General features: G+C 40.8%; 18 protein-coding genes. 11 read left to right on the top strand and 7 right to left on the bottom strand.

Going from position 1 to position 13,131, the window contains the following annotated elements; genetic code table 11:
* Window positions 1-26: 26 nt before the first annotated feature.
* The 3 genes from NPE20_RS02775 (at window position 27) to NPE20_RS02765 (ending at window position 2,102) form a co-directional block, all read left to right on the top strand.
* Window positions 27-599 carry a DUF6580 family putative transport protein gene (locus NPE20_RS02775; RefSeq protein WP_256537074.1) on the top strand — a complete coding sequence of 191 codons (573 nt, stop codon included), beginning with the start codon at window positions 27-29 and terminating at the stop codon, window positions 597-599.
* Window positions 600-669: 70 nt separating this feature from the next.
* Window positions 670-1,356 (top strand): SIR2 family NAD-dependent protein deacylase, encoded by a 687-nt coding sequence (locus NPE20_RS02770; protein WP_256537073.1) that lies wholly within the window; start codon window positions 670-672, stop codon window positions 1,354-1,356.
* Between the two features lie 29 nt (window positions 1,357-1,385).
* The gene (locus NPE20_RS02765; RefSeq protein WP_256537072.1) at window positions 1,386-2,102 is read left to right on the top strand and encodes a Dph6-related ATP pyrophosphatase; all 717 of its coding nucleotides are present in this window, start codon (window positions 1,386-1,388) and stop codon (window positions 2,100-2,102) included.
* Between the two features lie 323 nt (window positions 2,103-2,425).
* Here NPE20_RS02765 and NPE20_RS02760 read toward each other — a convergent pair whose 3' ends face one another.
* Both NPE20_RS02760 and NPE20_RS02755 read right to left on the bottom strand, forming a co-directional pair.
* Window positions 2,426-2,674 carry a hypothetical protein gene (locus tag NPE20_RS02760; RefSeq protein WP_256537071.1) on the bottom strand — a complete coding sequence of 83 codons (249 nt, stop codon included), beginning with the start codon at window positions 2,672-2,674 and terminating at the stop codon, window positions 2,426-2,428.
* Window positions 2,671-3,384, bottom strand: a complete 714-nt coding sequence (locus tag NPE20_RS02755; protein ID WP_256537070.1) for a DUF3291 domain-containing protein — start codon at window positions 3,382-3,384, stop codon at window positions 2,671-2,673. Before NPE20_RS02755 ends, NPE20_RS02760 begins: the two co-directional genes overlap by 4 nt.
* Window positions 3,385-3,457: 73 nt before the next feature.
* Here NPE20_RS02755 and NPE20_RS02750 point away from each other — a divergent pair, with 73 nt between their 5' ends.
* From NPE20_RS02750 to NPE20_RS02720, 7 genes are all read left to right on the top strand, one after another.
* Window positions 3,458-3,940, top strand: coding sequence for a GAF domain-containing protein (locus tag NPE20_RS02750; protein ID WP_256537069.1), 483 nt, complete (start codon window positions 3,458-3,460; stop codon window positions 3,938-3,940).
* On the top strand, window positions 3,933-4,586 hold the full coding sequence (locus tag NPE20_RS02745; RefSeq protein WP_256537068.1) for an alpha/beta fold hydrolase: 654 nt from the start codon (window positions 3,933-3,935) through the stop codon (window positions 4,584-4,586). Before NPE20_RS02750 ends, NPE20_RS02745 begins: the two co-directional genes overlap by 8 nt.
* Entirely contained in the window at window positions 4,587-5,189 is a 603-nt protein-coding gene (locus NPE20_RS02740; protein WP_256537067.1) for a DNA-3-methyladenine glycosylase, read from the top strand.
* Window positions 5,190-5,229: 40 nt separating this feature from the next.
* A complete protein-coding gene (locus tag NPE20_RS02735; RefSeq protein WP_256537066.1) occupies window positions 5,230-5,727 on the top strand; it encodes a pyridoxamine 5'-phosphate oxidase family protein in 498 nt (165 codons plus the stop codon).
* Between the two features lie 116 nt (window positions 5,728-5,843).
* Window positions 5,844-7,130, top strand: coding sequence for a kynureninase (kynU, locus tag NPE20_RS02730; RefSeq protein WP_256537065.1), 1,287 nt, complete (start codon window positions 5,844-5,846; stop codon window positions 7,128-7,130).
* A 6-nt stretch (window positions 7,131-7,136) separates the two neighbouring features.
* Window positions 7,137-7,994: a bestrophin family protein gene (locus NPE20_RS02725; protein WP_256537064.1), complete on the top strand. Its 858-nt coding sequence runs from the start codon at window positions 7,137-7,139 to the stop codon at window positions 7,992-7,994.
* A 5-nt stretch (window positions 7,995-7,999) separates the two neighbouring features.
* Entirely contained in the window at window positions 8,000-8,902 is a 903-nt protein-coding gene (locus tag NPE20_RS02720; protein WP_256537063.1) for a histone deacetylase family protein, read from the top strand.
* Here NPE20_RS02720 and NPE20_RS02715 read toward each other — a convergent pair.
* Genes NPE20_RS02715 through NPE20_RS02700 form a run of 4 tightly spaced genes read right to left on the bottom strand, consistent with a single transcriptional unit; the run spans window position 8,899 to window position 11,706 of the window.
* Window positions 8,899-10,281, bottom strand: coding sequence for an MATE family efflux transporter (locus NPE20_RS02715; RefSeq protein ID WP_256537062.1), 1,383 nt, complete (start codon window positions 10,279-10,281; stop codon window positions 8,899-8,901). The genes NPE20_RS02720 and NPE20_RS02715 overlap by 4 nt on opposite strands.
* A gap of 39 nt (window positions 10,282-10,320) precedes the next feature.
* Entirely contained in the window at window positions 10,321-10,944 is a 624-nt protein-coding gene (locus NPE20_RS02710) for an AlbA family DNA-binding domain-containing protein (protein ID WP_256537061.1), read from the bottom strand.
* A 14-nt stretch (window positions 10,945-10,958) separates the two neighbouring features.
* The gene (locus NPE20_RS02705) at window positions 10,959-11,213 is read right to left on the bottom strand and encodes a hypothetical protein (RefSeq protein WP_256537060.1); all 255 of its coding nucleotides are present in this window, start codon (window positions 11,211-11,213) and stop codon (window positions 10,959-10,961) included.
* A gap of 16 nt (window positions 11,214-11,229) precedes the next feature.
* Window positions 11,230-11,706 carry a DUF4442 domain-containing protein gene (locus tag NPE20_RS02700; protein ID WP_256537059.1) on the bottom strand — a complete coding sequence of 159 codons (477 nt, stop codon included), beginning with the start codon at window positions 11,704-11,706 and terminating at the stop codon, window positions 11,230-11,232.
* A 200-nt stretch (window positions 11,707-11,906) separates the two neighbouring features.
* Between NPE20_RS02700 and NPE20_RS02695 the strand changes: the two genes are divergently transcribed.
* Entirely contained in the window at window positions 11,907-12,104 is a 198-nt protein-coding gene (locus NPE20_RS02695; RefSeq protein ID WP_256537058.1) for a hypothetical protein, read from the top strand.
* Between the two features lie 135 nt (window positions 12,105-12,239).
* Here NPE20_RS02695 and NPE20_RS02690 read toward each other — a convergent pair whose 3' ends face one another.
* Window positions 12,240-12,992 carry an SDR family oxidoreductase gene (locus NPE20_RS02690; RefSeq protein ID WP_256537057.1) on the bottom strand — a complete coding sequence of 251 codons (753 nt, stop codon included), beginning with the start codon at window positions 12,990-12,992 and terminating at the stop codon, window positions 12,240-12,242.
* Between the last annotated feature and the right edge of the window lie 139 nt (window positions 12,993-13,131).

Genomic DNA, 13,131 nt, shown 5'->3' with positions numbered 1-13,131 from the left:
AATAAATTTGTATCATATTTTTAACTATGTCATTACAAAAGATCAACACCCGTACCATTGTACTTATATTAATGATACTTGCTGCTACAGCAATGCGTTTTGTAAGTTATAAGTTCCCACTTATGAGCAACTTTACACCGGTAGGTGCTATTGCCCTGTTTGGCGGTGCTTATTTTACCGATAAATGGAAAGCTTACATGGTGCCTTTATTAGCGCTTTTTGTAAGCGATATATTTATCAATTATATGTACACTTCTAAGTGGGTGCTGATGTATAGCGGATCTATCTACATGTACATTTGCTTCGCTATAATGGTACTGATAGGTACCTTTATTAAAAAGGTAAATATTGTTAATGTTACCCTGGCTTCATTTGCCGGTGTATTAGTGCATTGGTTAATAATGGATCTGCCGTGGTTGTACGGAAGTTTATATTCACATACATTGGCCGGTTATGGCGCTTCGCTTGTAGCTGCTATCCCTTTCGAAAAAAATATGATATTAGGCGATATACTGTTTGGAGCTATCTTATTTGGTGGTTTTGAACTGGCAAAAAGCAAATACACTGCATTGCAAACAAAAAGACAACTGGCTTTATAAGCTTAATGAAATTTAGAGAAAAGCGGTTGTGTTTACATAGCCGCTTTTTTTGTATCTGTTGAACTATAATATGAAAAGAGTAGTGGTGCTTACCGGCGCGGGAATAAGCGCTGAGAGTGGCTTAAAAACCTTCAGGGATAGCGATGGGCTATGGGAGGGATATAATATAGAGGATGTAGCCACGCCCGAAGCCTGGGAATGTAACCCGGTACTGGTGCAGGATTTTTATAACGAGCGGCGTAAGTCGGTTTTAGCCGCTGAGCCAAATGCTGCCCATTATGCATTGGCCAAGCTGGAAGAACAATACGATGTTACCATTATCACCCAAAATATAGATGACCTGCACGAAAGGGCCGGTTCAACAAATGTGGTGCACCTGCATGGAATTATCACCCGTTCCCAATCGAGTATCAAAGCGAACCTTACTTATCCCATTGATGGATGGGAATTAAAAATGGGAGAGACCTGCGAACTGGGCTCGCAATTACGTGCGTATGTAGTTTGGTTTGGCGAAGCAGTGCCCATGATAGAAACCGCGGCACAACTTTGTTCAAAAGCCGAACTGTTTATTTTGGTTGGAACATCACTGGCAGTATATCCCGCAGCTGGACTAATCAACTATGTACCTAGGGATGTAACCAAATACATTATCGACCCTAATATACCAACCATTGCTAACAGGCATATCGTAGAAATGCCTTACAAGGCTACTGTAGGTGTACCCATGCTGGTAAATGAATTGATAGGAAATTCTTAATTCACTAACTCATTAATTCAGTAATTAAAATGACTTCTTGTATATTTAATTGGAGCGGTGGTAAGGATAGTGCCTTAGCGCTTTACCATTGCCTTCAAAACCCCGAACTGGATATCCGTTACCTCGTTACTACTATTAATGATGCTGTAGATCGGATCTCTATGCACGGCGTTCGTACAGAGTTGCTGATACAGCAGGCCGAAAGCATAGGTATACCGCTTTATCAAATACGTTTGCCCGAAATGCCCGATATGGCTACTTACGATAAGGTGATGACCGGTCACCTAACACATTTTAAAAATGAAGGCATTACACATTCTATTTTTGGTGATATCTTTTTGGAAGACCTCAGAAACTATCGCGATAAACGTTTAGCTGAAGTGGGAATGACAGGGATCTATCCGCTTTGGAAACGCGACACCGGCGAACTGATAAATGAATTTTTATCGCTTGGATTTGGTACAGTTATAGCCTGCGTTCAAGATCATCTGGAAGAAATAGTAGGGAAGGAAATAGACCCGGAGCTTATAAAAAACCTGCCGGAAAATGTAGATGTGTGCGGTGAAAATGGCGAGTTTCACACCTTCGCTTTTAAGGGCCCCATCTTTAAAAACAAGGTGAAATATAAAACAGGGGAGAAGGTATTTAAGGAATATAAAGCGCCCAAAAAATCAGATGATACTTGCGGAGAAGGCACTGATAAAACATTATCCGGCTTTTGGTATTGCGATCTTTTGCCAGCTTAAAATTCTCTATGTTTTTAATATTTCAAACATCATTTTAAGAGGGTTCAAATAATGTTTAAAGTGGGCACTGCATGTATATAATTGCTCTTATTTTCCTATAAAAAGGCTGCCAAATATAATTTTGTTTGAACTTTTTATTTTAGATAACTAATTAACTATCAGTATTTTATATTGTTCATATCGTAATAATATTCGCAGGTAATTTAACAGATAAAAGCTAAATGTATATGTTTATACTTAAAACATTACCAAATAAAATTTGGCGTGATAAGTTTAATAAAAATAACCAACTATTTTACAGATAGTTATGTATTTTAATTGAACTAATAGTTGTACCTATAATAGCTCTCTCTAAAATCCTTTCCCATTTCGGCGAAGCGGGCCGAAACTGTCTTTAAAAACTCCTCATCGAGCAATTCAAACACGCTGTTTACGCCTTCTGTTAAATCCATTTCCGGTATTTTATAACTCTGCTCCAGGGTGCCTTTTTCTATCTTCACAATAAATTTTTGGTTCATGTTTAAGATAGATATTTTAAACTCCGGATGGGGTAGCTCTGCAATTATTCTCATGATGTAAAATCTGTTTTTATCAATTCTTTTAATGGGTCTTTTCCGTTAATTGTTCCCTTGCTTTCAATGATACTGAACCGTGCAAAAAGCTCCTCACTATACCAGCCTTCGCTACGTGTTTTTTTGATCACTTCCGCGTGCTGTTTGCTGCCGTAAGCAAAGGCTTTCATATCCTTCATGCTCTCCCAAACCGAAAAGGTGGCCTGCCGATAAACAGGCGCTTCGCCAACCCAAAAAGATGTAATGTAGCCAGGTGCACCAACCATAAGATTAGCCACCTCATCTACATGCGACCAAAAGTTTTTCAGTCGGCTTATTCTTATGGTAGCCCGGGTAAGTACAGCTATAGGGCCGTCAATAGTAATATTGTTTGGTTTACCGAATGGTTCCTTGCCGTCCCATTTACCATGGCTTTGCATAGGTTCGCATAATAATGTCCAGCTTTCGGAGCCCAATAATCTCCACCATTTACTTACAAAAGATGATTCGACGAAGCGCTCGTAATCGTCCCTGCCGTCCCATACGGCTAATAATCCCCACTGTTGCCAGTCGGGTTGCAGGTCAAAAGTACCGTTACGTCCGCTGCCAAGCAGTTTCCAGAAGCTACAACCATCCTGCAACCACATGGGCAGGCGGTGTATAGCCATTGCAAGCAGGGCAAATGGTACAAACGCTTTACGGTAACGGACTATAGTAAGGCTAACGATCATTACTGCGAAAATAAAATATTAAATATGAGATTTAGCTTATTTAGTTTCCACAGGGCATTATTACATTTGCTTTATGGCAGAGGATTTACAAATAACAACATCGGCAAATAAAGAAGAGCAATACCAATCGCTCATCCCTCAAATAGAAGCTTTACTTTACGGCGAACCCGACCTGGTGGCTAACCTGGCTAATATAGCCGCGGCCTTAAAAGAGCAATTTAAATGGTTTTGGGTTGGGTTTTACCTGGTGAAACAGAACGAATTGGTTTTAGGCCCATTTCAGGGGCCGGTTGCATGTACACGAATAGCCAAAGGCAGGGGCGTTTGCGGTTCGGCATGGCAGCAGGCCGAAACCCTGATAGTGCCCGATGTAGATAAGTTTCCCGGCCATATTGCCTGTAGTTCGTTATCCCGTTCAGAAATCGTATTGCCGTTATTTCACAACAACGAGGTGGTGGGAGTATTGGATGTGGATAGTTCAGAACTGAATGAGTTTGACGAGATCGATGCCAAATACCTTACCCAAATTGTTAACCTGATAAACTTTAATGACTAAGGTTTATTTGATTCCCGGTTTGGGTGCGGATAGTAGGTTGTTTAAGAATATTCAGCTCCCTGCCGGATATGATATTGTGCTGGTTGATTGGCTTATTCCTAACGAAACTGATACTTTAACAAGTTACTCACAAAAACTTGCAAGTCAATACAATATCAGTGGTAGTTCTGTTGTAATAGGGGTGTCGTTGGGCGGAATGATCTCGGTAGAAATTGCTAAACAGATAAAGCTAAATAAGGTGATCCTGATATCAAGTATTAAGTCAAGTAACGAAGCTCCCCTGTATTTTAAGTTCTTCCGGAGCCTGCCGGTTTATAAAGCTATTCCGGGTAAATTAATGACACATTTGGGTTTCCTGGTAAAGCCCATGTTTGGCCAGATGAACCCGGATGACCTGGCTTTATTTAAAAGTATGTTGCAAAATTCGTCGCCAGTATTCTTAAAATGGGCCATGCGCGCAGCGCTGTACTGGAAAAACGATGTTGAATTTTCTAACCTATATCACATCATCGGCAATAAAGATCTTGTTTTCCCATACCAAAACATTAAAAACCCCACAGCCGTTATTAAGGGCGGTACACATATCATGGTGTTTGATAAGGCTGCCGAAATTAATGTGCTACTGGCCGATATTCTGAAAAAATAAATGAAATTACCCGAAACTTATTATCATAGCCCCGATGTGGTTGCTATAAGCCGCGACTTGATAGGCAAGTACCTTTTTACCTGCATTGATGGTGAACTTACCGGTGGGTACATTGTTGAAACAGAGGCTTATGCAGGAGTTATTGATAAGGCAGCGCACTCATTTGGAGGTAGGATGACGCCACGTACTCAAACTATGTATATGCAGGGCGGGGTATCATATGTTTACCTGTGTTATGGTATTCACGAAATGTTTAATGTGGTTGTATCAGAAGAGGGCCAGCCACATGCTATTTTAATTAGGGCCATACAACCTACTGAAGGTTTGGATATTATGATGCTAAGGCGTAACTTAGATACACTAAAACCTAATATTACAAAAGGACCGGGTTCTGTTGCCAAGGCGTTGGGGATATCCCGCAAAATAAATGCGCTGAGCTTACAAAGTGATGTGATCTGGATAGAGGATAGGGGGCTTACTTTCCCGGATGCCGAAGTGGCTGCAGGACCACGTATTGGTGTTGACTATGCAGGCGATGATGCTTTACTGCCTTATCGTTTTTATGTTAAAGGAAATATTTATGTGAGCAAGCCCAACAAATAATTTACTTGTTGGTTTATTGGTCAGTTATACATTAATTACTATGAGCGATTGGTCAAAAACAGAGAGCCTGAAGTATTTTCGGGACAAAGTAAATGAAGTTAAAACAGCTATGCTGACAACTTATAGTGCAGAAAATGGCTTTAACAGCAGGCCAATGGGCACTGCGGATGTAGATAGTGAGGGGAATATATGGTTTTTTACAAATGAATATTCACAAAAGGTGAGTGAGATATCAGTAGAAAATACAGTTTCTTTAACCTATTCCGATATAAAAAACCACACCTATTTAAGTATTGTAGCCGAAGCGGCATTGGTTAACGATAAAGCCAAAATGAAAGAGTTATGGAACCCCTTTGTCGAGGCATTCTTTCCCGAAGGATTGGACGACCCTAAATTAACTTTACTAAAAGTTACCCCTACAGATGCCGAGTACTGGGATAGCAAGAGCAGCAGTATGGTGGTGCTGATCAATATGCTTAAAGCTACCTTTGCAGGTAAGCAATACGACGAAGGTCAACACGGAAAAATAGCCGTATAAGTTGCTGAAGTCATCAGTAATGTCATGAAATTTTGATTAGGCCACAGAGACAGATCTTTGTGGCTTTTGTTTTAATTAAATCACTTTAAGAAATCTCTTTTTTGTAATATTGGCTAATGATTTACCAGGATACTTTAGAATTTGCCAATCAACTGGATCAGCAGGATCCGCTAAGAAATTTCCGAAATGAGTTTTTGATACCAAAGCATAATGGGCATGATGCTGTTTATTTATGTGGTAACTCTTTAGGCTTACAGCCCCGCTCAGCTAAAAAGTATATACAAGACCAATTAAATGCATGGGAAGATAATGCTGTGGAGGGTTGGTTTGTGGGTAACGAACCATGGCTTAATTATCATAAGCAACTACTTAGTCCGTTGGCAAGTATATTGGGTGCTAAGGAAGCCGAGATAACAGTAATGAACTCACTTACAGTAAACCTTCACTTATTAATGGTAAGTTTCTATAAACCAACAAGTAAAAGGTATAAAATATTAATGGAAGCAGGTGCTTTTCCGTCAGATCAATATGCGGTTGAAAGTCAGGCACGTTTCCATGGTTTCGATCCTAAAGATGCCGTTATTGAAGTTGCCCCACGCGCCGGCGAAGCCACTTTACGTACCGAAGATATCCTGAAACAAATTGCCGATAATGCCGATGAACTGGCATTGGTGCTGTTTAGCGGGATAAATTATTATACCGGTCAGTTCTTTGATATGGAAGCTATCGCTAAGGCTGGTCATGCCACAGGTGCTATAGTAGGTTTTGATCTGGCACATGCAGCCGGAAACGTCCCTGTTAAGCTGCACGATTGGGATGCAGATTTTGCCTGCTGGTGTTCATACAAGTATATAAATTCGGGGCCGGGTGGCATAAGCGGAATATTTGTACATGAAAAACATTTTTCCGATAAAAGCCTTAACCGTTTTGCGGGATGGTGGGGCTACAGGCGTGATAAGCAATTCCTGATGGCACCCGGTTTTGAAGCCGAAAATGGGGCAGAAGGATGGAACGTAAGTACCAGTCCGATTTTGCTGATGGCGCTGCACCATGCATCTTTGGATATATTTGAAAAAGCAGGTGGGTTACCCGCATTACGCCAAAAAAGCGAAGCCCTGACCGGGTATCTGGAATACAAAATAAACGAGGTAAATAAAAAATATGGTGAGGATGTATACCAGATCATTACCCCGGCAAATAAAAACGAGCGCGGCTGCCAGTTATCGGTAGTATGTAAACGCAATGCTAAAGCGATATTCAATTACCTGGCCGATAATGGCGTTATTGGCGACTGGCGCGAGCCGGATGTGATCCGTTTGAGCCCTGTGCCGCTTTATAACTCTTACGCCGATGTCTATAAAGCCTCACAAAGCCTTTTTAAGGCCCTTGAAGCTGTTAAATAATATAAAATGATATACTACAATCCAAGGCAATGGTTCTTGCTTACATTCAGGTTTAACAAGGCCGATACCCTGCGCGAATTATTTCCGCTGATGTTATCGGTTAGCGTTTATGCAGGTGTGGTAACTTTTTTACTAATAGATTATTGGCACATTCCTGAAACCAGCATACTGCGGAAGGTTATCTATGTACACCAAACTATTGGGTTTGTGTTTTCCTTGTTGCTGGCCTTCCGTATAAATTCGGCATATGATCGTTGGTGGGAAGGGCGTAAAATTTGGGGCAGCCTTACAAATAACAGTCGCAACCTGGCCATTAAGCTAAAACATTTGGTTAGCGATAAAGATGCGGCATTTTTTAGCTATGCCATCCCATTATATGCAAGATCACTAAAAAACCATCTGCGTGATGAATATGTGCGGGAAGACCAGGCGCTTTTAGCTACCGATGGTAATAAGCACGTCCCCAATCAGGTAGCATCCGCCATTATCAAAAACGTTTATCGTTTAAATAAAGAAGGGCAGATCAACCCGGAGCAATTGATTAGTATAACCAATGAAATAACTTCATTTACAGATATTTGCGGCGGTTGCGAACGGATAAAGAAAACACCTATACCGTTCTCCTACAGCGTTTTTATTAAAAAGTTCATCTTTACTTATATCATGACGCTGCCCTTTACCTGGGCTTTTGATCTGAAGTATTTTATCATGCCGATAATTGGTTTTATCCTGTTTGTGTTTGCCAGTATCGAGCTGATAGCAGAAGAAATTGAAGATCCTTTTGGTAATGATGCAAACGATTTGCCGCTTGATAACATTTGCGATAATATCCAAAAACACGTTGCAGAGATCTTTACCGAATAAGCCGTATGCTTAAAATTGCTTGCGACCCCATATATGCGCATCCTTTACCACCAGGCCACCGTTTCCCTATGTTGAAGTATGAGCTAATTCCGGCACAACTGCTGTATGAAGGTATCATCACCCCGGAAAATATTTTCTCGCCTAATGCAGTTGATGAAGAAACTATTCTGCTTACGCATGATGCGGGTTACTGGCAGCAACTTCGTGACTTAACCCTGCCGCCCAAGGAGCAAAGGCGCATTGGTTTCCCGCTGTCTGCACAATTAGTAGAACGCGAAGTACGAATTGCGCAAGGCACTATCGATGGTTGCCGGTATGCTTTTAAATATGGTATTGCCTTTAATGTTGCCGGTGGTACACACCATGCCGGCGCCAATTGGGGCGAAGGTTTCTGCTTGCTGAATGACCAAGCAATAGCTGCTAATTATTTATTAAATAACAACTTATCTAAATCTATCTTAGTTATTGATTTAGATGTGCACCAAGGGAATGGCACAGCCCAGATATTTAAAAATGAGCCAAGTGTATTTACTTTTTCGATGCATGGCGATAAGAATTTCCCGTTTAGGAAAGAGCAGTCGGATCTGGATATTCCATTGCCTGATGGCGTAGGTGATGAGGAATACCTTGCTTTGTTAAAAGATACTTTGCCCAGCTTAATAAATACCCATCAGCCCGATTTTATATTTTATCTGGCAGGGGTAGATATACTGGAGTCAGACAAATTGGGTAAACTCTCCCTGTCAAAAGAGGCCTGTAAAGAGCGCGACCGGTTTGTATTTGAGCAATGCAGATCAAGGGGCATACCTGTGCAGGTGAGTATGGGAGGTGGCTACTCGCCGCAAATAAAAGATATTGTAGAGGCGCATTGCAATACTTATCGTGTAGCTAACGATTTATACTTTTAGTTGCTTGTTGTAATATCGTCTACAATTATGAGGTTGTTGCTTTTACTGATACTCTGAAACCGCAGGAACAGCATTACAGATGATGCCATTAAGCCGCAAACCAAACCATACCACACACCCATAACCCCAAGATTTAAGTGAATGCCCAGTAGGTAAGCAACAGGCAAACCTATAATCCAGTAAGAGATGAAAGTGATTAGCGTAGGCACATTTACATCGCCCATGCCACGCAGCACCCCGAGACCTACAACCTGTGTACCATCGAACAATTGAAAAAATGCCGCAACTATAAGTAGTTGTTCTGCAATTAGAATAACGCTTTTATCTGAAGTATATATCCATGGTAGCAAGTGGTTAAATAATGTAAAAACTATTGCCGTGCAGCTCATAAATGCTATTACAATATGATAATTTGAGATAGCTGATAAGCGAAGTTGCTTGTGGTTCCCCGATCCAAAATAATTGCCCGACCGGATAGCAGCTGCAGATGAAACCCCGCTGGCCATCATGTAAGTCATAGCAGCAAGGCTGATTGCTACCTGGTGTGCAGCCTGTTCTATCATACCAATACTGCCTATAATTAATGCCGCGCCGCCAAATGCGCCCACTTCAAAAGTATATTGCATAGCAACCGGTGCACCAATTTTCAGGAGTTGTAATCCTCGCACCCGGTCTATATTCCTGATAGCAAAATCCTTTAAATATTTTTTAAAGATGGGGGAGCGGAAAACGTAAATGGCCATTACAATAGCCATCACCGTACGATCGATAAGCGTGCTATATCCCACACCTTTTATCCCCATTGGGCTAACGCCAAACAATCCTTTTACAAATATTATCCCCAGGCAAATATTAAGTACGTTACCCCAGATGGATATCAGCATGGCTTGTTTGGTAAAGCCTAATCCTTCGGCAAACTGCTTAAATGTATTAAATACAAGCAGCGGGATAATCGATAAACTTAACAGTAGTAAATATGGCTTAGCCTGAATAACCACTTCTGGCGATTGATGAAGTTTGTCTATAAATAGTATCACCCCAAAATAGATGGCGCAAAACAAAACTATACTGGTGATAACATTTAAAAAGAAACTATTGGAAAGCAGGCGGCCGCATTCCGCAAAATTCTTTCGGCCGTTATTCTGGGCTATCAGCGGAGTAATACCATAACTAATACCCATACCTATCACTAACGGGACAAGGAAAATACTGTTCACTAATGATACTGCGGCTAATGCCGTAGTCCCGGCAAAATGCCCTACAATAATAGAATCGGAAGTTTGTACAAGCGTATGGCCCAATTGCGATATCACAACCGGTATAGCCAGCTTTAAACTGTCACGATAGTAGAACTTATATTTTTGGTAAAAGGCTTTCATTACTGTGGGGAGGCAAAAGTAATGAATAGCCCTGTTAAATCAGGAAGCTGTGTAAAACTCTTCTTTTTCGGTAGTATGCACACGAAGTATCCCCGAGAGTACCAGATCTACTATTATACGTTGGGCACGCCGCCGTCCAATGTTTAGCAGCGTACAAAATTCTTTTACAGTAATGCGTTCCTCTTTATCTAAATGCTCCAGCAGTGCTTTTTCTTTGGAAGAGTATTCAATAAGTACACCTTTATCGTCGGCCGAGCGCTTAAGCACATCAACAACCACTTTACTAGCCAGTACGCTTTTATCTTTTACGCGGATATAAACCCACCATTTACCATCTTCGGCCAGGGAGTAATGAGGTTTTTCGTCACTCTCCGGAATGTCTACGATCAGCACCAGTTTATCATCAAAATAAACTTCCTCAAAAACGGGTTCAAGGGCAGGGCGGGTAAAAAAATGTGCTGCTTTGGTGATCATATATCGCTCTTCATCTTCGGCTTTTACGCCTTTTATGGTGCCATCATCCAATACACCAATAAGCAACCTGCCGCCAATGTTATTGGCAAATGACACCATTGTTCTGGCTATTTTTTCGCAGCTTGTAATTGTTTTCTTAAAATCAAGTGATACACCTTCGCCTTCAAAAATCTGTCGCTTTAAATTCATTTGTCAAATCTTCATTATTCTGCTATGTAAGGCGTGAAAATCTGCATCCATCGCTCCGGGTTAGTTATCTCCGTAAAACCGGCTTGTATACCATCTTTGTATACGCCAAAGCATAAAGAGTTGTCTATGGCTTTCTTTAGCTTTTCGGGGGGTATATCTTTGGCCCAATATGATTGCTGGTCAAGATAATTAAATATCACATCAAAACTGAGCAAAGTTTTATCGGTTGATATTTGATAGCCTTTTTTAGTAAAAGCTTCGTCATTCATAAATACAGGCATCGTGTTAAATAGCAGTTTGTGTAAAATTAAGGTCGCGTATGTATACTTCATTCATAAGCGATACGCATACTTCGTTGTTGTTATTGTATATATCTATCGGAAACGAATTTTCATACTTTCCGGTGGTATTTAACGTATGGATGGCCAGTTCAATATCGGCATCGCTCAAAATTATTTGGAACGACAGGTTGGATAGTGCAGGTTTTAAGAAATTTATATTTGATGATTTAGACCAGATCTTCAGTTTTCTGTCGCCCGTATTTAACACCCTGTCAAACAATACGGGATAAAACGGGTCTGCCGCGGCGAAAATGGTGCCGCCAAATATAGATCCGTTATAGTTTTTATTGAAAATGCTTTTTATTATCGTAACGCTAACCCCCTTAAAACCTTTATTAAACTCCCTCACCCAAATCCGTTGAAATAAAAGGGGAGGGTAGAGGCGCATTATCCACTTAAGGGTGTTTTCTGATACTACCATTAGCGTTAAATATCAGCATAATATTATTTATTTTATGAGTTGAAACCACTTTGTTGATATTTTTTTGATCTTAAAGCAGCTGCAAATGTGTGATTTGAAACACTCATTAAATAATAATTGAAGTTTATTAAACAACTTTGATGTTTCGGGGTTTATAACCTGAAAGCATTTTTGTTAACATCACTATTAAATTTATATCTATGAAAAAGCACTTTTTAAGTTTCGCGTTAGTCGCGACGATGGTTGGTTCAATAATAGCAGGCTGTAGTTCAACAAAATCAACTGACGGTTCTGACAGTACAAAAACCGACTCTGCAGCAACAGTGGCCCCGGCTCCAACAACTGATACTACTAAAACGGACACCACTAAAAAAGATACTACTCAAAAACCAATGTAATAGGTTTTTTATGTCTGATAAAAGCCCGGACTATTTTAGCCGGGCTTTTGTTTTTGTTTGCATCGCCAACTGCCGACGCGTGCCAATGCGCATTCGGGACTCCGCGTATTTGTTCTTCTTCCATGGGCCGCTCATTTATTCGGTTTTTCCGTTCATTGCTAGTACGGCCTTGGGTGATAGCGGAAAAAAGTTGTTAAATATTTCTGCTGTACGGCCTACATGTATCTCAAATTCGTCGTTCTGCATAGCTGTAAGCAGGTCGTCGGCCACTTGTTTTGGAGGGATACCGTTGGCCGCACCACCAATTGCAGCCGAGAACTCGGTATCTACCAATGGTGGCATCAGCTCGAATACTTTTACCGAAGTATCTTCCATCATAATGCGCAAACTATTGGTGTACGAGTGCAGTGCGGCTTTGCTGGCACCATAAGTTGGCAGGCTATTGGCCCTTGCTGCAAATGCCACTATAGATGATACATTGACAATGGCTGCTTCGGGCTGTTGTTTAAGCAGGGGCAACAGCAATTCGTTAAGGCGGATAATAGATAGGTAATTGGTTAATATTTCTTCACTGGCTTTGTCGAACGCGTTAATGCCCGGTACGGTCATGTCGTAATAATTAGCGCTGCCTGCATTGTTGATGACTACATTAAGCTTGGGAAAATCTTTGTTTAGTTGCGCTACCAGTTTTTCTACGTCTTCGGCGTTATTTACATCGCTTACTATAGCACAGGTGTTTTTTAGTTTGGAAATGGCTTTTGCCATTCTTTCCTGATTACGGCCGGTAATGATGACCTGATTGCCGTTTTCCGAAAATAATTTTGCTATTTCGAATCCAATGCCCGCACTGCCGCCGGTAATAAGGATGAGGTTATCTGTTGTCTTCATTTATTTATGTTTTAAATTACAACCTATAAACTACTTAACTCAACCAACTTTCTGTTTGTTGCGCCTTATAACAAATAATTGTAAATGAAGTATGATAGAACCAATTTTAGGTCGTAGTGAACCGTTGAATAACATAATA

It is taken from the genome of Mucilaginibacter aquariorum, from assembly GCF_024498135.1.
Lineage (GTDB): Bacteria > Bacteroidota > Bacteroidia > Sphingobacteriales > Sphingobacteriaceae > Mucilaginibacter > Mucilaginibacter aquariorum.
The sequence above is the reverse complement of the archived record's forward strand: the minus strand, read 5'-3'. Positions and strand labels throughout refer to the sequence as shown.